Origin of the sequence: Bacillus sp. MT(2024) (assembly GCF_036362845.1) — a bacterium.
Classification (GTDB): Bacteria; Bacillota; Bacilli; order Bacillales; family Bacillaceae; genus Bacillus; species Bacillus velezensis.
In genome coordinates this window covers 1,550,435-1,571,262 of record NZ_CP143632.1, presented here as the reverse complement: position 1 = coordinate 1,571,262, position 20,828 = coordinate 1,550,435, and the positions used below count along the sequence as shown (strand labels likewise).

General features: G+C 47.8%; 20 protein-coding genes. 1 reads left to right on the top strand and 19 read right to left on the bottom strand.

All coding sequences use genetic code 11. The features are described 5' to 3' along the window. Window positions 1-12: 12 nt before the first annotated feature. The 12 genes from smc to VP472_RS07865 all read right to left on the bottom strand — a co-directional run bounded on the left by smc (window position 13) and on the right by VP472_RS07865 (window position 14,070). Window positions 13-3,573 (bottom strand): chromosome segregation protein SMC, encoded by a 3,561-nt coding sequence (gene smc, locus VP472_RS07920; RefSeq protein ID WP_146276760.1) that lies wholly within the window; start codon window positions 3,571-3,573, stop codon window positions 13-15. 101 nt (window positions 3,574-3,674) lie between these two features. Continuing rightward, window positions 3,675-4,424, bottom strand: a complete 750-nt coding sequence (gene rncS / locus VP472_RS07915) for a ribonuclease III (protein WP_003154303.1) — start codon at window positions 4,422-4,424, stop codon at window positions 3,675-3,677. Window positions 4,425-4,562: 138 nt separating this feature from the next. Continuing rightward, window positions 4,563-4,796 (bottom strand): acyl carrier protein, encoded by a 234-nt coding sequence (gene acpP / locus VP472_RS07910; protein WP_003154310.1) that lies wholly within the window; start codon window positions 4,794-4,796, stop codon window positions 4,563-4,565. A gap of 84 nt (window positions 4,797-4,880) precedes the next feature. After that, window positions 4,881-5,621 (bottom strand): 3-oxoacyl-[acyl-carrier-protein] reductase, encoded by a 741-nt coding sequence (gene fabG / locus VP472_RS07905; RefSeq protein WP_003154312.1) that lies wholly within the window; start codon window positions 5,619-5,621, stop codon window positions 4,881-4,883. After that, on the bottom strand, window positions 5,614-6,567 hold the full coding sequence (gene fabD / locus VP472_RS07900) for an ACP S-malonyltransferase (protein WP_070081814.1): 954 nt from the start codon (window positions 6,565-6,567) through the stop codon (window positions 5,614-5,616). The genes fabG and fabD overlap by 8 nt, the downstream gene beginning before the upstream one ends. A gap of 18 nt (window positions 6,568-6,585) precedes the next feature. Further along, the gene (gene plsX, locus VP472_RS07895; RefSeq protein ID WP_003154319.1) at window positions 6,586-7,584 is read right to left on the bottom strand and encodes a phosphate acyltransferase PlsX; all 999 of its coding nucleotides are present in this window, start codon (window positions 7,582-7,584) and stop codon (window positions 6,586-6,588) included. Window positions 7,585-7,597: 13 nt separating this feature from the next. Further along, entirely contained in the window at window positions 7,598-8,164 is a 567-nt protein-coding gene (fapR, locus tag VP472_RS07890) for a transcription factor FapR (protein WP_003154320.1), read from the bottom strand. A 106-nt stretch (window positions 8,165-8,270) separates the two neighbouring features. After that, the gene (gene recG, locus VP472_RS07885) at window positions 8,271-10,319 is read right to left on the bottom strand and encodes an ATP-dependent DNA helicase RecG (RefSeq protein ID WP_146276758.1); all 2,049 of its coding nucleotides are present in this window, start codon (window positions 10,317-10,319) and stop codon (window positions 8,271-8,273) included. Then, complete coding sequence (gene sdaAA, locus VP472_RS07880; protein ID WP_003154324.1) at window positions 10,297-11,199, bottom strand: L-serine ammonia-lyase, iron-sulfur-dependent, subunit alpha; 903 nt, start codon at window positions 11,197-11,199, stop codon at window positions 10,297-10,299. The genes recG and sdaAA overlap by 23 nt, the downstream gene beginning before the upstream one ends. A gap of 20 nt (window positions 11,200-11,219) precedes the next feature. Further along, entirely contained in the window at window positions 11,220-11,882 is a 663-nt protein-coding gene (gene sdaAB / locus VP472_RS07875; protein WP_003154325.1) for an L-serine ammonia-lyase, iron-sulfur-dependent subunit beta, read from the bottom strand. Between the two features lie 142 nt (window positions 11,883-12,024). Further along, on the bottom strand, window positions 12,025-13,692 hold the full coding sequence (locus VP472_RS07870) for a DAK2 domain-containing protein (protein ID WP_070081813.1): 1,668 nt from the start codon (window positions 13,690-13,692) through the stop codon (window positions 12,025-12,027). Between the two features lie 15 nt (window positions 13,693-13,707). Beyond that, window positions 13,708-14,070 carry an Asp23/Gls24 family envelope stress response protein gene (locus VP472_RS07865; RefSeq protein ID WP_003154327.1) on the bottom strand — a complete coding sequence of 121 codons (363 nt, stop codon included), beginning with the start codon at window positions 14,068-14,070 and terminating at the stop codon, window positions 13,708-13,710. A gap of 258 nt (window positions 14,071-14,328) precedes the next feature. Between VP472_RS07865 and rpmB the strand changes: the two genes are divergently transcribed. Beyond that, complete coding sequence (gene rpmB, locus VP472_RS07860; protein ID WP_003154328.1) at window positions 14,329-14,517, top strand: 50S ribosomal protein L28; 189 nt, start codon at window positions 14,329-14,331, stop codon at window positions 14,515-14,517. 77 nt (window positions 14,518-14,594) lie between these two features. On the opposite strand, the gene spoVM is transcribed toward rpmB, so the two are convergent. From spoVM to rlmN, 7 genes are all read right to left on the bottom strand, one after another. After that, entirely contained in the window at window positions 14,595-14,675 is an 81-nt protein-coding gene (spoVM, locus tag VP472_RS07855) for a stage V sporulation protein SpoVM (RefSeq protein ID WP_003154329.1), read from the bottom strand. 86 nt (window positions 14,676-14,761) lie between these two features. Next, window positions 14,762-15,406 (bottom strand): thiamine diphosphokinase, encoded by a 645-nt coding sequence (locus VP472_RS07850; RefSeq protein WP_031378749.1) that lies wholly within the window; start codon window positions 15,404-15,406, stop codon window positions 14,762-14,764. A 65-nt stretch (window positions 15,407-15,471) separates the two neighbouring features. Next, window positions 15,472-16,125: a ribulose-phosphate 3-epimerase gene (rpe, locus tag VP472_RS07845; protein WP_003154331.1), complete on the bottom strand. Its 654-nt coding sequence runs from the start codon at window positions 16,123-16,125 to the stop codon at window positions 15,472-15,474. Between the two features lies 1 nt (window position 16,126). Then, window positions 16,127-17,017 (bottom strand): ribosome small subunit-dependent GTPase A, encoded by an 891-nt coding sequence (gene rsgA / locus VP472_RS07840; RefSeq protein WP_146276756.1) that lies wholly within the window; start codon window positions 17,015-17,017, stop codon window positions 16,127-16,129. 14 nt (window positions 17,018-17,031) lie between these two features. Beyond that, on the bottom strand, window positions 17,032-18,975 hold the full coding sequence (gene pknB, locus VP472_RS07835) for a Stk1 family PASTA domain-containing Ser/Thr kinase (RefSeq protein ID WP_146276754.1): 1,944 nt from the start codon (window positions 18,973-18,975) through the stop codon (window positions 17,032-17,034). Continuing rightward, window positions 18,969-19,730 carry a Stp1/IreP family PP2C-type Ser/Thr phosphatase gene (locus VP472_RS07830; protein ID WP_071391846.1) on the bottom strand — a complete coding sequence of 254 codons (762 nt, stop codon included), beginning with the start codon at window positions 19,728-19,730 and terminating at the stop codon, window positions 18,969-18,971. Before VP472_RS07830 ends, pknB begins: the two co-directional genes overlap by 7 nt. A 5-nt stretch (window positions 19,731-19,735) precedes the next feature. After that, window positions 19,736-20,827, bottom strand: a complete 1,092-nt coding sequence (gene rlmN / locus VP472_RS07825; RefSeq protein WP_003154339.1) for a dual-specificity RNA methyltransferase RlmN — start codon at window positions 20,825-20,827, stop codon at window positions 19,736-19,738. Window position 20,828 lies beyond the last annotated feature (1 nt).

The following is a 20,828-nucleotide window of genomic DNA, read 5'->3' as shown; positions in this document are numbered from 1 at the left end:
CCTCTTTCCTCGTTACTGAACGAATTCTTTTGTTTCTTCCAGTTTGACCGAAACCATTCGGGAAACGCCGGATTCCTGCATCGTAACACCGTAGAGGACATCCGCTTCTTCCATGGTGCCTTTTCTGTGGGTGATGACGATAAACTGGCTGTCGCCGCTGTATTTTTTTAAATATTGCGCAAACCTGAATACATTGGCTTCATCAAGCGCAGCTTCCACTTCATCAAGGACGCAGAACGGCACGGGCCTTACTTTCAGAATAGAGAATAAAAGGGCAATGGCAGTCAGCGCCCGTTCTCCCCCTGACAAAAGATTTAAGTTTTGCAGTTTTTTGCCCGGAGGCTGCGCGATAATGTCCACCCCGGAATTAAGAAGATCATTCGGATCAGTCAGCTTCAGTTCAGCCCGTCCTCCTCCGAATAAAGAACGGAACACATCGTTGAATTGAGAACGGATCTGGATAAACGTTTCATGGAATCGCTTCGTCATTTCAGAATCCATTTCTTCAATGACTTGAAACAGTGTGTTTTTCGCTTCCGTCAGGTCATTTTTCTGCTCTGTTAAAAACTGATACCGTTCGTTTACTCTTTCAAACTCATCGATGCTGCCGAGATTGACCGTTCCGAGCTCTTCAATTGAAAGCTTGATCAGTTTGACCCGTTTTCTCGCCTCTTCAGGCTCGAGTTCAAGCTGATATTGTTCTTTTGCCCCTTCAAAGGATAAGCTGTACTCCACGCGTAAATATTGCAAGAGATTATCAAGCTCAACTTCCATCCGGCCGAGTTTTACCTCTTCATCTTTCAGAATGTCCGTTTTTTGCTTGTACAGACGCTTCATCTCTTTCAGCTCAAGCTCGTTCGTATCAAGCGCCCGCTGGAGCTTCACACGCTGGTCGCGCCGGCTGGCGATCAATTCGATCGTTCTCGTTTTATCGTGAAGCTTATGATGGGCTGCTTCTTCAAGCTGCTCCTCTCCGCTTGTGCTGGACGTCATCTCTGAGGTCAGGAGGCTTAAATCTTCCCGTGTTTCTTTCAGAGCGAGCTGCGTTTCTTCAAGCTCTTTTTTCAGCCTTTTGAGATTGTCTTCCTCACTCGAGCACGCCTGTTCTTTTTTCGCAGCGGCCACTTTACATTCCGTCAGTTCATGAGAGAGCGTTTCTTTTGTTGAGGATAGGGTCTGCTTTTGTTTTGTCAGCCTTTCCATCTCTTCCTCAAGCTCTTTCAGCTGGCCGGATGCCTCACTCAGCTGTTCTTCCAGAGCTGATTTGCGCGTCTCTTTTTCCCGGCTGCTTTCCGTCAGTGATGCTTTCTCCTGATCGTAAAGCTCCAGATGGGTATTGATGTTCTTTTCAGCAACTTCGAGTTCATACAGCCTGCCTTTTACATCCTGCTGCTTTGTTCTGAAAGCTTCACCGTCTTCACGGAGGCCGCTCAGCGTATGTTCAAGCTCTTGAATGGCCTGCTTCAGCGCTTTGACCTCTTTTTCGAGCAGAGCTGTTTTTTCTTCCATTTCGGCAAGCCGCGCAGTCACCGTCTCAAGCTCGCGGCTTCTGCCGAGCAGAGAATTGTTTTTCTTTTTGACCGCGCCCCCTGTCATTGATCCGCCTGGATTGACGACATCGCCCTCAAGCGTCACGATGCGGTAGCGGTGCCCGAGAAGCTTGGCCAGTTCATTCGCGCCTTTTAAATCTTCAGTGATCAGCACGGTGCCGAGAAGGTTTTGAATGACATTCCGATACGCCGCATCATATGTGACAAGCCCGCTCGCTGTGCCGAGGAAAGACGGATGCTTTGAAGCCGTCTGTTCATCACGGGTTTGGAGCTGGCGCGGTTTCATAACCGTAAGCGGCAGGAACGTCGCGCGGCCGAAGGAATTCTGTTTTAAATATTGAATCGCTTTCCGCGCCGCCTGCTCATCGTCTGTGACAACGTGCTGCGCCGCTGCGCCGAGTGCAATCTCGATCGCCGTCTCATATTTTTGTTCGGTGGCAATCAGTTCGAGAACGGCGCCGCGGATGCCGCCAAGCTGCTCTTTCTGCTTCAGCACTTCTTTTACGCCTTGGTAAAATCCTGAAAAATCGCCTTGCATCGTTTCAAGCATATCTTTTTTGGATCTGGCCTGCTGGACGAATTGATATGCCTGATACAGCGCTGATTCTTTCTTTTCATACTGGCGTTTTTTCTGTTCATATGCTGTCTGGACTTCGCGAAAGCGGACGACCTGATTGTGAATATCCTCTTCAACGGCGGCCAATTCTTCTTCGCACGCCGCTTTGCGGACTGCAATATCGTTACGTTCTTCAAGGTATTTTTCATTGTTTGCGGTCAGTCTCGCCTGCTGGACCGCAGATTGGGACATCTGGTCATCTAAAAGCTGCAGCTCGTTGCGAATCGACGCCTGACTGTTTAACAATTCAAAGTAATCGCTTTTTAATTGTTCGATTTTCTCTTCTACATTTTCATTATGCAGACTGAGAGCCTGCTGTTTTTCTTTCACCTGGGCGTTTAACCGCTTCACTTCCGCACGAAGTTTATCATAGACGGCAGACTGCTTTTCAATGTCCGCTTTCAGTTCGGCTTCTTTGTTCGTGTAATGTGTAACGGATTCCTCTAGCTGTTCCCGGTTTTGCGCGGCGTTTTTTTTGCGCTCTTTCAGCACTTCTTTCCGGCCTTCCAGCTTTTCCAGCTCTTCACTTGTCACGAGCAGAACCTGCTGCAGTTCGTTGACGGATTCATCAAGCGCGTGGATTTTATCTCTCGTCTCTTCTATCATCGCTTCTTTTGCGGACAGAGCCGATGATTCCGCCAATTCTTCTTCTTTAGCAGCCTGCACCTTGTCTTTTAAACCCGACCATCTGCCATGCAGTTGTTCGATGTCAAAGGCGGTAAGGGCAATTTCGACATGCTCAAGCTCTTTCTTTTTTTCTAAGTAGTCTTTGGCGATTGATGCCTGGATTTTCAGCGGTTCGACCTGATCTTCAAGCTCGTGGAGAATATCTTCCACCCTGTTTAAGTTATCCTGCGTCTCAAACAGTTTATTTTCCGCTTTTTTCTTTCGTGTTTTATATTTCAGCACGCCGGCCGCTTCTTCAAAAATACTGCGGCGGTCTTCCGCTTTGCTGCTGAGAATCTCTTCGACTTTCCCCTGACTGATAATAGAGAATGCTTCTTTTCCAAGCCCGGAGTCCATAAATAAGTCAATGATGTCTTTCAGGCGGCACTGCTGATTGTTGATGAGAAATTCACTTTCTCCGGAACGGTACACCCGTCTCGTCACGCTGACTTCATGATAATCGATCGGGAGAAATTGATCTTCATTATCAAGCGTTAACGTGACTTCGGCAAGGTTCAGCCGCTTGCGCGAATCACTTCCCGCAAAAATGATATCTTCCATTTTTCCGCCCCGAAGCGAGCGGGCTGATTGTTCGCCGAGCACCCAGCGGATGGCTTCGGTAATGTTGCTCTTTCCGCTGCCGTTCGGACCGACAACGGCCGTGACGCCTTTTACAAAGTCAACGGATATCCGTTCTGCAAATGATTTAAATCCTATAACGTCTAAACGTTTGAGGAACATCCCAGATCCTCCTTATCGTATAAGTATCTCAATATTATCATAATCACCCGCTTATATCAGGCGCAGACATACTGAAATCCCCCTAGGGATACAGGGGGATTTTATTGTTTCGTATGATGTTTTTGCAATTTTGCAAGAGCTTCCTGTGCCGCATGCTGCTCGGCTTCTTTTTTGGAACGTCCGTTCCCGATGCCGAGCGCCTCACCTTTAAGAGAGACCAGCGCCTCGAATTCCCGGTTGTGGGCAGGCCCTTTTTCATTGAGAATTTTGTACTCAAGCGATCCTTTTCCGTCCCGCTGTACAAATTCTTGAAGCTGGCTTTTGAAATCCATCACATGAGAAAAAGCACCATCGTTTATTTTAGGGAACACGTACTCTTTCAGGAATTGCTGAACCGGCTCAAGGCCCTGATCCAGATACAGTGCGCCGATAAACGCTTCAAACACATCCGCTAAAAGCGCAGGACGCTTTCTGCCGCCCGTCATTTCTTCTCCTTTTCCCAAGAGAACAAGATCGCCGAATGACAATTCGTGGGCAAGTGAGACGAGTGACGGCTCGCATACGATAGCGGCTCTCAGCTTCGTCAAATCTCCTTCACTCATGGCCGGATATTTGGCAAATAAGAATTGGGAGATCGTCAGTTCCAAAACAGCGTCACCTAAAAATTCAAGCCTTTCGTTGTCTTCATACGGCTTTTTCCGATGCTCATTCACATAAGATGAATGTGTAAATGCTTGATACAAAAGTTTCTCGTTTTGAAAATGAACCGAAATCCGTTCTTGGAACTCTTTAAATTGCTCTATTTTTTTATAGAACTTTTTTTTATCTTTAAAATGTGAGTGTTTTGACATAGTAACCTCCATAGGCACATCAGGTTCACCGCGCTCCCCGCCGTAAACGGAATCGGCAGCGCGTACAGCGTCAGACGCCGGTAACCGAACGATTAAAGGGCTAAAGCCCCGCTGTCAGGCGGGACTTTTAGCATCAGCTTATTGCTGGTTTTGTATGTAGTTCACAGCGTCGCCGACTGTTGCAATCTTTTCAGCATCTTCGTCAGAAATCTCCATATCAAACTCGTCTTCAAGTTCCATAACAAGCTCAACTACATCTAGGGAATCAGCACCTAAGTCTTCCTTGAAAGAAGCTTCAAGTTTGACGTCAGCTTCATCAACGCCAAGGCGGTCTACGATGATTTTCGTTACACGCTCTAATGTATCTGCCATAGCAATTCACCTCCCCTCAAGTATTATAGAGGATTCGTTTTTAAAAAACTAGAGAAACTAGGATGAAATTTTAAAAACAAATCTTTACATCACCATTCCGCCGTCAATATGAAGGGTTTGGCCCGTCATATAACGCGATCCTTCAGAAGCAAGGAACGTAACAACGCTGCTGATATCGGAAGGATCACCGAAACGCGCGAGCGGAATCTGCTTCAGCATTTCATCTTGGACTTCTTTAGAAAGCTTGTCCGTCATATCCGTGGAAATAAAGCCCGGAGCAATGGCATTGACCGTAATATTTCGGCTCGCAAGCTCTTTGGCTGATGACTTCGTTAAGCCGATTACTCCGGCTTTTGCCGCCACATAGTTTGCCTGGCCGGGGTTTCCGCTGACGCCGACGATTGATGATACGTTGATAATCCGGCCGGAGCGCTGTTTCATCATCTGTCTTGTAACGGCTTTCGTGCAGTTGAATACACCTTTTAAGTTAATGTTGATGACATCATCCCATTCATTTTCTTTCATTCTCATCAGAAGATTATCTTTGGTGATCCCCGCATTGTTCACGAGAATGTCGATTGAAGAAAATGCAGCGACAGCCTCTTTCATCATGTTTTGTACTTCTTCGGAATTTGATACATCGGCTTTTACCGCGATCGCGTTTCGGCCCAAAGATTTGATCTCATCTACGACTTCGTTCGCTTTCGCTTCATTCCCGGAGTAGTTGACTACTACGTTACAGCCGTTTTTCGCAAGATCAAGCGCGATCGCCCGCCCGATTCCGCGGGACGCCCCCGTTACCACTGCTGTTTTTTCATTAAGCATCCTGATTCTCCTCCTTCAGTGTTTGAATCGCCAGTTCGATGGTTTCATGGTCAGAAACCGCGATTGTTTTAAGGCGGCGGTTCACTTTTTTCACAAGGCCTGAAAGCACTTTTCCGGGCCCGATTTCAACAAACGTCGTGACGCCTTCGTCAATCAGTTTGTTAATGGTTTCTTCAAAGCGAACAGGCGAATACAGCTGTTCGATCAGTTTTTTCTTGATATCGTCTTTTTCTGTCATAACGTCAGCCGAAACGTTTGAAATCACGGGAACAGCCGCATTTTTCAACTCACAGGCGCTGAGCACCTCCTCGAGTTTTTGCGCTGCCGGCTTCATTAATTCAGAATGGAACGGTCCGCTTACTTCTAATGGGATCGCCCGTTTGGCTCCGTTGTTTTTCGCTTCCTCTGAAGCCAGCTCCACGCCTTTTGCCGTTCCGGAAATGACGATCTGGCCGGGGCAGTTCAGGTTTGCAAGCTGTACGAGATGACCGTTTTCCGTCACTTGATCCGTCACCTTTTTCAAGGACTCCGCATCCATTCCGAGAATAGCAGCCATGGCGCCTTCTCCGGCCGGCACGGCTTCATTCATGAATTCTCCCCGTTTTCTTACCGTGTAAACGGCATCTTTAAATGTCATCGCTCCCGCCGCAACAAGCGCCGAATATTCTCCGAGGCTGTGGCCGGCGGTGAAATCAGGGGTGATGCCGGATTCTTTAAACTTTTCCAATACGGCGATGCTCGTTGTCAACAGCGCGGGCTGCGCATTGTATGTAAGGGTCAATTCTTCAGCGCCACCTTCAAAAATGAGCGAGCTCAGCTTTGTTTCAAGCGTTTCATCCGCTTCATCAAAAATACGTTTTGACGCTTCTTCGCGTTCGTACAGGTCTTTTCCCATACCGATATATTGTGATCCCTGTCCGGGAAATAAAAATGCAATCTTACTCATGATGCGGTAACCTCCAGACTACTCATCTGTTTTTTCTTCTTTTACTTCTTCTTCTATAAATGCGGCCACGTTTTGGCTGACCATTTCTCTCGCCTGGCGCAGCGCATGGTAAACAGCGCGTGCGTCAGAAGAGCCGTGCGCTTTAATGACGGGCGCTTTCAAACCGAAAAGACTCGCCCCGCCGTACTCAGAATAGTCCATTTTCAGTTTCATTTCCATCAGCTTCGGCTTCAGCACTCCCGCTGCGAGCTTAGAAACAAAACTTGAAGTCAGTGTATCTTTCAGCATTTTGAAAATCGATAACGCTGAACCTTCCAATGTTTTCAACGTGACGTTGCCCGTAAAGCCGTCTGTGACGATGACGTCAGCAGCGCCTTCGAGCAAGTCTCTCGCCTCAACGTTTCCGACAAAATTCACGTTTGTTTCTTTTAATAATTCAAACGTCTTTTTTGTCAGGTCGTTTCCTTTCTTTTCTTCCGTGCCGACATTTAACAAGCCGACGCGGGGCGAGCTGATTCCGAGAACCTGCCGGGCATATACAGATCCCATAATTCCGTACTGGACGAGATGCTCCGGTTTGGCATCGACATTGGCTCCCACGTCCAAAAGAAGGAAACCGTCGCCTGAAACGGTCGGAAGCGTCGGCGCAAGCGCAGGCCGGTCGATTCCTTTAATTCTGCCGACAATAAACAGTCCCGCTGTCATGAGTGCGCCTGTATTCCCCGCTGAGATGCAGGCGTCCGCTCTGTTTTCAGCCACTTCCTGCGCCATCAGCACCATAGAAGAGTTTTTCTTTCTGCGTACGGCGCGGACCGGTTCATCCGTCGGTTCAATCACTTCATCGGCGTGCAACACAGTGATGCGGTCTGATGTTGTTGGCAAGTGTGATTCTATTGTTGTCTTGTCACCGACCAGCGTAATATGAAGATCGTCAAATGCCTCAATACTCTTCATTACTCCGTCAATAACAGCTTTGGGTGCGTTGTCGCCTCCCATTGCATCTACAGCTATTCTCATGCATGCTCCACCTTTATGATTGTTTTGAACGGTACATGTCAAAGCTGCCGGAGAACACGACTTCTTCTCCCACATAGCTGTTGACTTCAACTACCGTTCTGCCTTTTTCTTTTTCGACTGCCGTCACTTTGGCTTTCGCAACGACGCGCTCGCCTTCTTTCACCTGTCTTGTAAAGCGGATATTTGCGCTTGCGGTCAGCGCCAGCTCATCATCAATGACGGCTACGGCGAGTGAGTTCGCCTGCGCAAACAAATGATGCCCCCGCGCAATTTGATTGCGGCTGAAGACATGTTCGCGTCTTACTTCTAATATGGAAATGGCCTGGCCGTCAAGCTCCAGATCAATGATTTCACCGATCACTTCGTCTAAAGACAATGATTTCACTTCATCATCAAGCGTTTGTTCTGCCACGTTTTTAATTCTTTCCCTCAGCTCCGGTATTGAGAGCTCTAAGCGGTCTAAACGGATCGTCTGAATGCTGACGCCGAATTTCCCCGCTAATTCTTCATCTGTGATGAAGGGTGTCGATTTGATCGTCTGCTGCAATAATTTTTGGCGTTCTTTCTTGCTTCTTCTCATCTGTAAACACCATCCGGACAATTAAGACTAGGTACTAATAGTAGTATATAATCTCATAGATTGGAATGCAATGATTGTTTTTTGAAAGCCGCCGAATTTTACAGAATCAGCTTAATTTCTCCCCTTCTAAGACGCCGCTTGAAAGTAATTGACCGCGCAGCATGCGGTATTCGTCATCTTTCCAAAAAGCCTCTGAAGACACCAGGTTGGCCGCATCCTGGCGGGCCGTTTCCAAAGCTCTGTAGTCATGAACCATATCCGCCACCTTGAACTCGGGCATACCGCTCTGTTTTTTTCCGAAGAAATCACCGGGGCCGCGCAGTTCAAGGTCCTTTTCAGACAGCTCGAAGCCGTCGTTTGTCTCTGACATGATTCTCATCCGTTCCTTCCCGGTTTCGGATTTCGGATCGGCCATCAAGATGCAGAAAGATTGGTGGTCTCCCCGCCCGACCCGGCCGCGTAGCTGATGGAGCTGAGATAATCCGAAACGGTCGGCGTCATAGATGACCATAATCGTCGCATTCGGCACGTTCACCCCGACTTCTACGACGGTTGTTGACACAAGTACCTGACATTGATTGGCGCTGAATTCTCTCATCACCTGATCTTTTTCATCAGAATGGAGCTTCCCGTGCATCAGGCCGACATTCCATTTACCGCGGTAAACGTCAGACAGCATGTTATATACGTCAATCGCATTCTGTACATCCAGTTTATCCGACTCTTCAATGAGCGGGCAGATAATATAGGCTTGCCTTCCCTGCTTCAGCTCTTTTTCTATAAAAGCCAAAATCCGCTCCAGCATGTCGTGTTTCACCCAATACGTTTCGATTTGTTTTCGCCCCGCGGGCATTTCATCTATCACAGAAACATCCATTTCTCCGAAGACAGTAATGGCCAACGTTCTCGGTATCGGGGTGGCTGTCATAAACAGCACATCCGGATCCTGACCTTTATTCTTGAGTTTTTTGCGCTGTTCGACCCCGAACCGGTGCTGCTCGTCCGTAATAACAAGACTCAGCGCTTTGAATTCCACTTCATCCTGGATTAAAGCATGGGTCCCTACTAAAATATCAATCTCTCCGAGAGCAAGCCGCTCCAAAAGCTCCCTGCGCCGCTTTCCTTTTACAGAACTCGTCAAAAGCGCGATATTTACATCTTCATTTGCAAACAACGATACGAGAGAATCTGCATGCTGTTCGGCCAGAATTTCAGTCGGCACCATTAATGCCCCCTGATGCCCCGACAGAATCGCAGCGTACAAAGCGATGGCGGCGACGGCCGTTTTCCCTGAACCGACATCACCTTGCAGCAGACGGTTCATTCGGTAAGGGGATGTCATATCAGCGGTAATTTCCCGAAGCACGCGCGTCTGTGCGGTCGTGAGTGAAAACGGCAGGCTGTCTGTGAAAGCGGTGAGCTTTTCAGCAGGAAACACATGGCTGATGCCTTTTGACTGTTCCCTTTCCGCTTTACGGAACGCCTGCATTTTCAGCTGAAATAATAAGAATTCCTCATAAACAAACCGGCGTCTTGCCTGCTGTAACGATTCCCTCGTTTCAGGCTGATGCATCGTCTGCAGGGCATGTTTGTAATCAGGCAGCTTATAGCGGATTCTCAATTTTTCAGGAAGCGGATCGGCCGCACTGTCCAAATGATGCTGCAGCGCTTCCTTAATAAACCGTCTCATCATTTTTACGGTGACGTTTTCTTTAACGGAATAAACAGGCTCAATGCTTTTATCTTCTTGATGAGGACCAGTTTTTAATTCCTGCACGGAAACGGTCTGTCTGTGTTTATCCCATTTCCCGGATATCGTGACGACAGAACCTAATGTCAGTTTCTTTTTTAAGTAGGGACGGTTAAAGCAGACCGCGGTAATTAAATAATTGCCGACAAGCACCCTGAATGTCAGCCTGTTTCGTTTTTTGCCGTAATAGGTAAGAGAAGGTTCTGAATGAACCTTCCCTTCTACCGTCACTCTTTCTTCATGTTTTACTTCTTCTAAATCCCTCAGCTCATAGTCGTCATAACGGTAAGGGAAATAATTCAGAAGATCAGAAATGTCATAGATACCAAGTTCGTGCAATGTTTTTTCTGTTTCCGGCCCAATGCCCTTAATTTCCGCTATACTAGTTTGCTGATGGTGTGTCACTTGATTTCAGCGCTCCTCCGAAAATTTTTTTCTCTAATTCTCTTCCCGTCGGTGTCGCAGCTAAACCGCCTTGTCCCGTTTCACGCAGTGCTGTCGGCATTGTCTGGCCGATTTTGTACATCGCGTCAATCACCTCATCGCAAGGAATGCGGCTTGTAATCCCGGCCAGCGCCATATCCGCCGCGATCATCGCGTTGGATGCTCCCATTGCGTTTCGTTTGACACACGGCACTTCTACCAATCCGGCGACCGGGTCACATACGAGACCGAGCATATTTTTCAGTGTAATCGCCATTGCTTCCGCTGATTGCTGAGGCGTTCCGCCCGCCATTTCCACAATCGCAGCCGCTGCCATGCCTGATGCTGACCCGACTTCCGCCTGACAGCCTCCTGCCGCTCCTGAAATACTCGCATTATTTGCTACGACAAAACCGAACGCGCCGGCTGTAAACAGAAAACGGATCATTTGTTCTGTCGTAGGGTTCAGCTTATGCTTTACGGCGAATAACGTTCCCGGCACAACCCCGGCAGAGCCGGCGGTCGGTGTAGCGCAGATCGTTCCCATCGCCGCATTGACTTCATTTGTCGCCACAGCTTTAGAAACGGCGTCTAAAATCAGATTGCCCGACAGGCTTCTTCCCGATTGGATGTATGCCTGAAGTTTCACGGCATCTCCGCCTGTTAAACCGGTCTGACTCGTGACGCCCTTCAGCCCTTTTTCAACAGCTGCTTCCATGACGGAGAGATTGCGCTCCATTCCTTGAAAGATTTCTTCCCGTGTTTTTTGCGTCACTTCCATCTCTTGGGTGATCATCACTTCCGAAATCGGAATTTGTTTTTCTTGAGTGATTTCTATTAATTCTTTTACATTACGAAACATGTCATTTTCCTCCTGACTTTTTAGTCAGCTATCTTAGTAACCTGTATAATATTAGGAAGTGTTGAAAGTTCGTCAAGCACTTCTTCTTCAATATTCTGATCGACCTCAATCGTCATCAGCGCAAGCTGGCCGACGTCCTTACGCGCCACTTCCATATGCCCGACGTTGATGGAGAATTTCGCAAGCACATTGGCAACGCCTGCAATCGTGCCGAATTTATCATTATGAACGACTAAAATAGCCGGGTGGTTTCCGGAAAGTCGCAGCTCAAAGCCGTTGAGCTCCGTGATTTCTATTTTTCCGCCGCCGATGGAAATACCGGTAAGGGCTAGCTCTCCCTCATCATCAGAAATGACGATACGCGCCGTATTCGGATGAACGGGCACGGCATCCTCTGTACGGAACTCTACATATATGCCCTTCTCTTCCGCAATTTGAATCGCTGTTTTAATCCGTTCATCAAATGTATCAAAATCAAGCAGGCCGCCGATAATCGCGACATCAGTGCCGTGACCCTTATACGTTTCTGCAAATGATCCGTAAAAAGACACAACGATCCGGCGGGGCTCCCGCCTGAATAAGCTTCTGGCCACTCTGCCGATCCGGGCGGCGCCTGCGGTATGTGAACTGGACGGACCGATCATGACCGGGCCGATAATATCAAAAACGCTTCTATACTTCATGCTGGTTTGCTCCTCCTTAACATCACTTCATTCAGCGCTTTTCTTTAGACTAATTGAACATTTCTCAATTGGCAAGCAGGCACACTGCCGCACTGCCGCAGGTAAATAAAGGCATAAGAATAGAAGGGCCTGATAAGCCCTTCTATTCTGCCGCAAATATATATGGATACAGAGGCTGTCTGCCGTTATGGATTTCAACCTCGATATCTTCACAGACGCTAGCAATATACTCAGCGAGTTTCTCAGCTTCTTCTTCCGGCGCGTCCTCTCCGTACAGGATGGTGACGATTTCATCTTCTTCCCCGATCATTTCATCCAGCAGCAATTTCGCCGCACTTATCCGATCTTCGGCGCTGCCGATAATTGAACTGTTTAAAATGCCGATAAAATCACCTTTTTTAATATCTTTGCCGTCAATATGGGTGTCTCTGACTGAATATGTCACCTGTCCGCTTTTCACATTCCGGATGGCCTCAAGCATATTGGCTTCATTTACATCAGCCGGCTGGTCAGGGTTAAACGCAAGCAGGGCGGTCATGCCTTGAGGGACCGTTTTTGCCGGAATGACAATGACATTTTCTTCAGCCACGCTCGCCGCCTGATTGGCAGCCATCACAATATTGGAATTGTTCGGAAGAATGAAAACCGTCTCCGCATTGACAGACTGAACGGCTTCAACAATATCTTCCGTGCTCGGATTCATTGTCTGGCCGCCTTCGATTACGTGTGAAGCGCCGATGCTCGTAAACAATTCAGAAATGCCCTCTCCCATTGCCACAGTCACGATGCCAAAAGGCTTACGGGCTTCTTTCATAACGCCGGCCGGCTTTTTTTCATCATGTTCTTGGCTGATGATTGAAGTATGCTGTTCCCTCATGTTTTCAATTTTAATTTTAATCAAATCGCCGTAACGCTGTGCGAGATTGAGTACGTTCCCTGGTTCTTCGGCATGAATATGAACTTTCGCCAGCGTATCATCAGCCACGACCAGCAATGAATCGCCGAAACGGCTCAGTTCGTTTCTGAACGCCTCTTCCTTGAACGTCCGTTTATCTTGATCCAGCCTCACCATCACTTCCGTACAAAATCCGAATTCAATGTCTTCTGTACTCAGCATGCTCTGCGCGCTTTTATGATGCTCGGCATTCACCATATCATCGAGTGCCGGAAGAACCGCTTTTTTCGGTACGGCCTCTCCTTTTAAAGCAGCCAAAAAGCCTTCATATACACAAAGCAGACCTTTTCCGCCGCTGTCAACGACACCGACGTCCTTTAAAACAGGAAGCAGATCCGGCGTGCGGTTGAGCGACGCTTCCGCTTCTTCAATAACGGCCTCCATGACCGAAATAATATCGGTTTCTTCTTTGGCCGAGGCGACCGCTTTTTTAGCCGCATCCTTGGCCACGGTTAAAATCGTTCCTTCAACCGGTTTCATAACCGCCTTATATGCCATATCCACTCCCGCTTGGAGTGCTGCGGCAAACTCTCGGGCATCTATTTGGTTTTTGTTTTCAATGCTCTTTGTGAAACCTCTGAACAATTGGGACAAGATCACCCCTGAGTTTCCTCTCGCTCCCATAAGCAGGCCTTTTGACAGGGCGATGCCGACTTTGCCGATGTCGGGTGAGTCAATGTGCTCTACCTCTCTTGCACCGGATGACATCGATAAATTCATATTTGTTCCGGTATCGCCGTCAGGCACGGGAAACACGTTCAGCGCATCCACCGCGGATGCATTTTGAGACAATGTCTCAGCCCCCGCCAGAATCATTGCCGCAAAAGCTCTCCCATCTAAGTTTCGTCTAGACAATACTCATCCTCCTCACTACGGGTTCGTTACTCGTACGCCTTGGACATAAATATTTACAGAATCAACTGCAAGTCCGATTGTTTGATTTACTGTGTATTTTACCTTCGTCTGAACATTGTGGGCTACTTCGGATATTTTAGTGCCGTAGCTGACAATAATGTACATGTCGATATGTATTTGTTCGGCTTCCTGACGGACATGTACGCCTTTTGCGAAGTTCTCTCTCCGGAGGATTTCAGACAAACCGTCTTTAATCTGGTTTTTTGAGGCCATCCCCACTATTCCGTAACAGTCAATGGCAGCGCCTCCGGCAACCATTGCGATGACTTCGTTGGATATATCAATCTGTCCGTATTTTGTCTTCATTTCAATGGACACACAGGTTCCTCCTTCAGATGCATAGAGTTATCATTATTCTACTATATGTATCCCATTATGAAAAGAAAAGATACAGACAGCGGCCTTCAGCGCGGAAATGTGATTGGTTTTACATGTCAAGTGATTTTTCTTGAAAGTAAGGGAAACAATAGTTGCAAACGGTTTTTAGCTGTGGTAAATTATTTAAAGTATTGTATAACGAAAGCATCTGAGACACTATGTTTAAAAAGATGTTTCGCGCAGTTAGGAGGGAAACAAATGGCACGTAAATGTTTTATTACAGGTAAAAAAACAAAAGCCGGAAACAACCGTTCTCACGCAATGAACGCTTCTAAGCGTACTTGGGGCGCCAACCTTCAAAAGGTCCGCATCCTCGTTGACGGCAAACCTAAAAAAGTGTATGTATCTGCCCGGGCTTTAAAATCCGGTAAAGTTGAGCGTGTATAAGCAAAAATGAACGCCTGCCCTTTTATGCGGCAGGCGTTTTTTATGCGTTCAAAGAGGGCAATTTCAGCTTCTTGGGCTTACTCTTTTCTAAATGAGCCCAGCATCGCCCGGACAATTCCTCCTAAAAACTTCGGCAATTTAATGGTATAAAATTTCATTTTGTCCCCTCCTATAAGTCCCGTATCCGCTGCGTTCATCACTTTAGGATTCATGGTTTTTTCCGCATATGGCAGAAGCCGCTTTTCTAATCCGCGCTCCTTACCATTATTAATATGCCTTTTGCAAACGAAAAAGTACCTCGTGAATGAATGAGTTCGTTACTAATACATAGTGTGGAACCCAGAGGAATATGACAATTATCAAGGGGATATTTAAAACCGTCGAGTGTCAGGCCGTCTGCCGCTTCCGTAAACGGAATGAAAGAAATATAGCGTCTGCGCGCTTTTTTTTCAATTGTATAACGGCCGGGCCCGAACATCTGAATGTCATTCTGCCGGTCGATCAGCTCGACATCGGTATGCTTATGTAAGGCTTTATACAGCAGCTGGATGTTCCCTAAAAAGTGATCGGCTCTTCCGCCCGTCACACCGAATACCCGAATGTTTTCCGGTTCTTTTTGTAAAGCCCAGTCAAGGGCGAGTTCAAGATCGGTATAATCTTTTTCCGCCTGATACACATGGAGGGCCGGCGCCGCTTTTTGAATCTGCATGAGCTCCTCTTCCGTAATGCTGTCAAAATCACCGAAAGCTTCCTGCGGAATGATTCCGGCCTCCAAAAGAGCAACCGTCCCTTTATCGACTCCGACCCACGTCGTATCTCCGTCTGTGTATTCGGATAGATCGGGAATAAGCTCCCGCGGGCCGCCCGCAACGATATTGATTGTCTTCATATGCTATCCTCTCTCTTAGACGCGAAAAGAGCCGGCGGCTTTCACCGGGCTCTTTTTCAGCATGTTTATGATGCGTTTCGGATGTCAGCGATGGCTTTTTTCCGATCCGGCTGATTATATACGGCAGACCCGGCAACAAGCAGATTGGCGCCCGCTTCAGCGCATAAAGGGGCTGTTTCTTTATTAACGCCTCCGTCCACCTCGATTAAAAGCTCAGACAGGCCTTTCTCCTCAGCCAGCTGTTTGACCTGACGGATTTTCGGCAGAACCGAATGAATGAAGCGCTGTCCGCCAAAACCGGGGTTAACCGTCATTAACAGCACAAGGTCAAGCTCCTCGATCACATGTTCAATCATTTGGACGGGCGTATGCGGATTAAGCACAACTCCCGCTTTTACCCCCTGCTCTTTTATCAATTGAATGGTCCGGTGAAGATGCGGACACGCTTCAGCATGAACGGAAAGGATGTCCGCACCGGCTTTTGCGAATGCCGGGATGTAGCGGTCCGGGTTTTCAATCATAAGATGGACATCCAGCGGCAGATCAGTCACCGGACGGACGGCTTCAACGATAAGCGGCCCGATTGTAATGTTAGGGACGAAATGGCCATCCATGACATCAATATGGATATAGTCTGCCCCTCCTTTTTCCACGTCTTTAATTTCCTCGCCCAGTGAAGCAAAATCGGCGGAAAGAATTGATGGCGCAACCTTAATCATATTAATACCTCGGCTTTCTCTCTTTTATTTCCTGCATAAATTCTTTGTAATGCTCATAGCGGTACGGCTGAATCTCTCCTTCTTCCACCGCTTCCTTTACCGCGCATTTCGGCTCCTTAAGATGCAGACAGCCTCTGAATTTGCAAGAGACGCTTATTTCTCTGATCTCAGGGAAGGTGCTGCCCAGCTCTTCTTCCTCAATGCCGGTAAATTCAAGCGAACTGAACCCCGGAGTATCCGCAACCAGACCGCCTGATGTATGAATGAGCTCCACATGGCGCGTCGTATGTTTTCCGCGTCCCAAATGCGCGGAAATCTCGTTTGTTTTCAGCTCAAGCTCCGGGCTGATCGCATTTAAAAGCGAAGATTTTCCGACTCCGGACTGGCCGGCAAACACCGTCGTTTTGTTCTCGAAGTGTTTCACAATGCCTGTTAAGCCGCTGTTTTCTTTTGATGACGTCACATATACGTCATAACCGATCGCCTGATAGTCTTTCACGTAAGAAAGTATCGCCTCTTTCGATTCCCCGTCTGCAGCTAAGTCCATTTTGGTTATGCAGATGATCGGGTGAATGCCGTTGGCTTCCACAAGGACGAGAAAACGGTCCAATAAAGACGTGCTGAACGCCGGCTGAACGGCAGAAAAGACGAGAACGGCCTGATCGACATTTGAAATCGGCGGCCTGATCAGCTCATTTGTTCGTTCTTTGATTTCCAGCAGGTAGCCTTCTTTATCATTTTCAGCCTGATAAACGGCATAATCGCCGACCAGGGGCGTTATTTTATTTTTTCTGAAAATGCCCCGGCCCCTGCATTGAATGATCTTGTCCTGTGATTCATCCAAGACATAATAGAATCCGCTTAACGCTTTTATAATTTTGCCCTCAGGCATAGGGTCCCTCCTTGTCAGTCATTATCTTTCGGGTATTCAATCGTTTTGTAGCTGACGACTTTATGATCGACCATCACTTGATAATACCCCTTCTGTCCCTGATCAATCTTCAGTTCAATTGTTTTTTCAGTCGGCTCTTTTATTTTAAATGAGTCATACGTATCAGAGATGCTGTGGTCCTTATCATCGATGGCGATTTGCACTTCAAGCTCGTCCCCTTCATGTTCAGGTTCGTAAGGAATGCTGATTTTTTCTTTTACCGTTTTCGCCGGTTTTTCTTCAGGTCCGAGCGAGAACGTCACTTCAACATTACTTCCCGGCTTAACCGCAGTGCCGGCTGACGGTTCTTGTTTCATGACTTGTCCTTCCGGCACGTCATCTGAATGGGCTTGTTTTTCAACAAGCTGCAGGCCGTTATCTTCAAGATACCCTGAAGCCGCTTCTTTGCTGTAAGTCTTTAAGTCCCTCAGCGTAACATCCGCCGGGCCGAGGCTGACCGTTAGATTGACTTCATCGTCGCTTGCGACCATATCGGTGCCGGCTGACGGGTCCTGATCAATTACGGTGCCGGCCTCGCTGTCATCGTTTTCTTCTTTGACATTGACATGTTTGAAGCCTTTTTCCTTCAGCGCTTTTTTTGCGTCGCCGATCTGCCGTCCTTTCACGTCGATCAGCTGGGTTTTCGGTTTTCCGATGCTTTTGTACAGTTTTACAGAAGAGCCTTCTTTAACGGTAGACCCCGCTTTTGGGTCCGTTTTGACCATTAATTCCTCTTCTATTTTTTCATCTTCAATGTCCGTTATATCAGGATCCGCCCGTAGCCCGTTCTTTTCAAGCAGGGCCTCCGCTTTTTCGTACTTCATGCCCCGTACGTCGGGGACGCTTACATCTTTAGGCATAAATAAAGACGGGAACACGGTGACCGCAAGAACAGCCGCCATAATGAAAATGAAACAGACGGCTAGCAAAACCCACGGCCATTTCCGTTTTTTCTTTTTGGCTGGCTGCTGTTCCTGATCATCCGTCTCCCCCGGCGTTTCCGCCTGAGACGCGGCTTTTGGGCCGTCAGTAATAACGGGAATGGCTTTTGTCATTTCCTCATCATCCTGCACGGTAAATTTTTGTTCATTCAGCCTGCCGGCGTCAAAAGCCGTTCTAATGTCCGCCTCCATGTCTTCGGCGCTTTCATAGCGGTGAAACGGGTCTTTAGCGGTTGCCTTTAAAATAATGTTTTCAACGCTCTGCGGAATGGAAGGGTTCCACTTTCTGGCGGAAGGCGTTTCTGTTTGCAGGTGCTTTAGCGCTATGCTGACGGCTGATTCTCCGTCAAAAGGGATTTTGCCTGTTAAAAGCTCAAACAGCACGATGCCGAGCGCGTAAATATCTGATTTTTTCGTTGCCAGGCCGCCTCTCGCCTGCTCCGGAGACAAATAATGAACCGAGCCCAGCACAGAATTCGTATGTGTGATTGTCGTAGACGTAAGCGCTGTGGCGATGCCGAAATCCGTCACCTTGATATGCCCTAAATGATCTATCAATATATTGTGCGGTTTAATATCCCGGTGCACGATATGGTTTTGATGGGCATGGGCGATGGCCGAGACGATCTGCTCCATAACGGACAGCGCTTCTTTCGGATGGAGCGGTCCGTGTGCGGTTATGTATTCCTTTAATGTCATGCCTTCCACATATTCCATGACAATGTAATAAATATCGCCTTCCTCCCCGATATCGTAAATACTGACGATATTCGGATGATCGAGGCTTGATGCCGACTGTGCTTCTCTTCTGAAACGCCTGATAAAATCAATGTCATTCACAAAGTCAAACCGCAGAATTTTAATTGCGACTTCACGTTCGAGAATGATGTCCTCAGCTAAAAAAACGTTTGCCATTCCGCCGCCGCCAATGGGCCGGAGGATATGATAACGCCCGCTGATCCGCTTGCCGGTTAGCACTTGTCTTCACCCTCTTTTTCATCTGCGGAAAACTCAATCAACACAGCCGTGATGTTATCTTCGCCGCCGTTTTGATTTGCTTTGCTGATGAGAAGGTCTACTTTTTCCTGAGGATCAGATTCGGCTTGAAGCATTTGTTTGATCTCGTGATCTTCTATTTTATTTGACAGTCCGTCAGAGCATAAAAGCAGCTGATCGCCGTCAGACAGTTCAAAAGAACGGGCGTCGGGGCTGATGGTTTCATCTGTCCCCAGCGCTCTCGTCAATACATTTTTCCGCGGATGGTGCTCGGCGTCCTCTTTCGAAATTTCCCCCGTCTTGACCAGCTCATTCACAAGCGAATGGTCCTCAGTCAGCTGAGTGAATTCCCCCTCTTGAAGCAGGTAGCACCGGCTGTCTCCGATATGAGCCACAGTGACAAACTTCCCCGTGAATAAGGCGCAGACAATGGTGGTGCCCATTCCCCGGCATTCTTCATTCGCTTTAGCGTGGTCATGTACTTTGACATTCGCCTCATGAATCCGGTCTTTCAGCCAATCCTCGCAAGCAGACGGCAGAGAAGGAACCGTTTCGGTCCGGTTCCACTGCTCTTCCATCGCCGCAACCGCCATCCTGCTCGCTACATCTCCGGCAAGATGACCGCCCATGCCGTCGGCGACAACCGCAAGCACCGCGTCTTCTTTTGTGAAAATGCCCGCCGCATCTTCATTATGCCGGCGGACTTTACCTGTATCTGTTTTCAAGGCTGTAATCAACCTCTTCACCTCGTCTCGTCTTGACGCTCCTTCGCGCGAAGCTGACCGCAGGCCGCGTCAATGTCATGGCCTTGCTCTCTTCTGATCGTGACATTTACACCGCGGGATTTTAACGTTTTTTCGAATGCGAAAATCTGATCTCTCGGTGTGCGGACGTAATCCCGTTCAGGCACATAGTTTACCGGAATTAAATTGACATGGCATTTCACGTCTTTTAACAGTTCTGCAAGCTCTTCTGCATGTTCGACCTGATCATTTACGCCGCCGAACAGCCCGTATTCAAAGCTGATCCGTCTGCCTGTTTTCTCGATGTAATATTTGACGGCCTCCATAAGGTCAGGAAGCTTATAGGCTTTGTTAATCGGCATCAGACGGCTTCTGATTTCCGTATTCGGAGCATGCAGAGAAATCGCGAAATTGATCTGCATTTTTTGATCGGCGAAATCGTAAATCTTCGGAATGATTCCGCTGGTGGAAACTGTGATATGACGCGCTCCGATGTTCAGCCCTTTATCGTGGTTAATGATTTTTAAGAAAGCGAGCATTTCATTGAAATTATCAAACGGCTCTCCGATTCCCATGATGACGACTGAGCTGACGCGTTCATCCGTTTCATCAAGCGCCTTTTGCACTTTCACGACTTGAGCGACGATTTCTCCCGCTTCAAGATTCCGTTTCAGTCCGCCGAGTGTTGACGCGCAAAATGTGCAGCCGATCCGGCAGCCGACCTGTGTCGTTACACATACAGAATTACCATACTCGTGTCTCATTAAAACCGTTTCGATCGTATAACCGTCATGAAGCTCAAATAAAAATTTCATCGTGCCATCTTGAGATGTCTGTTTTACAGCCGTTTTCAGCGTTGTCAGCACAAAATTGCTCTCGAGTTTTTCACGCAGGCTTTTTGAGAGGTTCGTCATTTCATCAAATGAAGAAACCCGCTTTTCATAGAGCCATTCAAAAATCTGTGCTGCGCGGAACGGCTTTTCGCCATTCTCGGTCAGCCATTGTTTGATTTCATCTAATTCAAAAGAGTAAATGGACGGCTGCTCAGTCCGCAGCTCTTTCCGTACGCTTGTCTTTTTTAATTGTGTCATT

What these genes read in the sequence shown, in the direction of transcription:
- smc (WP_146276760.1), bottom strand. Translation starts at nt 3,573, where the DNA reads ATGTTCCTCAAACGTTTAGACGTTATAGGATTTAAATCATTTGCAGAA.
- rncS (WP_003154303.1), bottom strand. Translation starts at nt 4,424, where the DNA reads ATGTCAAAACACTCACATTTTAAAGATAAAAAAAAGTTCTATAAAAAA.
- acpP (WP_003154310.1), bottom strand. Translation starts at nt 4,796, where the DNA reads ATGGCAGATACATTAGAGCGTGTAACGAAAATCATCGTAGACCGCCTT.
- fabG (WP_003154312.1), bottom strand. Translation starts at nt 5,621, where the DNA reads ATGCTTAATGAAAAAACAGCAGTGGTAACGGGGGCGTCCCGCGGAATC.
- fabD (WP_070081814.1), bottom strand. Translation starts at nt 6,567, where the DNA reads ATGAGTAAGATTGCATTTTTATTTCCCGGACAGGGATCACAATATATC.
- plsX (WP_003154319.1), bottom strand. Translation starts at nt 7,584, where the DNA reads ATGAGAATAGCTGTAGATGCAATGGGAGGCGACAACGCACCCAAAGCT.
- fapR (WP_003154320.1), bottom strand. Translation starts at nt 8,164, where the DNA reads ATGAGAAGAAGCAAGAAAGAACGCCAAAAATTATTGCAGCAGACGATC.
- sdaAA (WP_003154324.1), bottom strand. Translation starts at nt 11,199, where the DNA reads ATGTTTCGTAATGTAAAAGAATTAATAGAAATCACTCAAGAAAAACAA.
- sdaAB (WP_003154325.1), bottom strand. Translation starts at nt 11,882, where the DNA reads ATGAAGTATAGAAGCGTTTTTGATATTATCGGCCCGGTCATGATCGGT.
- rpmB (WP_003154328.1), top strand. Translation starts at nt 14,329, where the DNA reads ATGGCACGTAAATGTTTTATTACAGGTAAAAAAACAAAAGCCGGAAAC.
- spoVM (WP_003154329.1), bottom strand. Translation starts at nt 14,675, where the DNA reads ATGAAATTTTATACCATTAAATTGCCGAAGTTTTTAGGAGGAATTGTC.
- VP472_RS07850 (WP_031378749.1), bottom strand. Translation starts at nt 15,406, where the DNA reads ATGAAGACAATCAATATCGTTGCGGGCGGCCCGCGGGAGCTTATTCCC.
- rpe (WP_003154331.1), bottom strand. Translation starts at nt 16,125, where the DNA reads ATGATTAAGGTTGCGCCATCAATTCTTTCCGCCGATTTTGCTTCACTG.
- rsgA (WP_146276756.1), bottom strand. Translation starts at nt 17,017, where the DNA reads ATGCCTGAGGGCAAAATTATAAAAGCGTTAAGCGGATTCTATTATGTC.
- rlmN (WP_003154339.1), bottom strand. Translation starts at nt 20,827, where the DNA reads ATGACACAATTAAAAAAGACAAGCGTACGGAAAGAGCTGCGGACTGAG.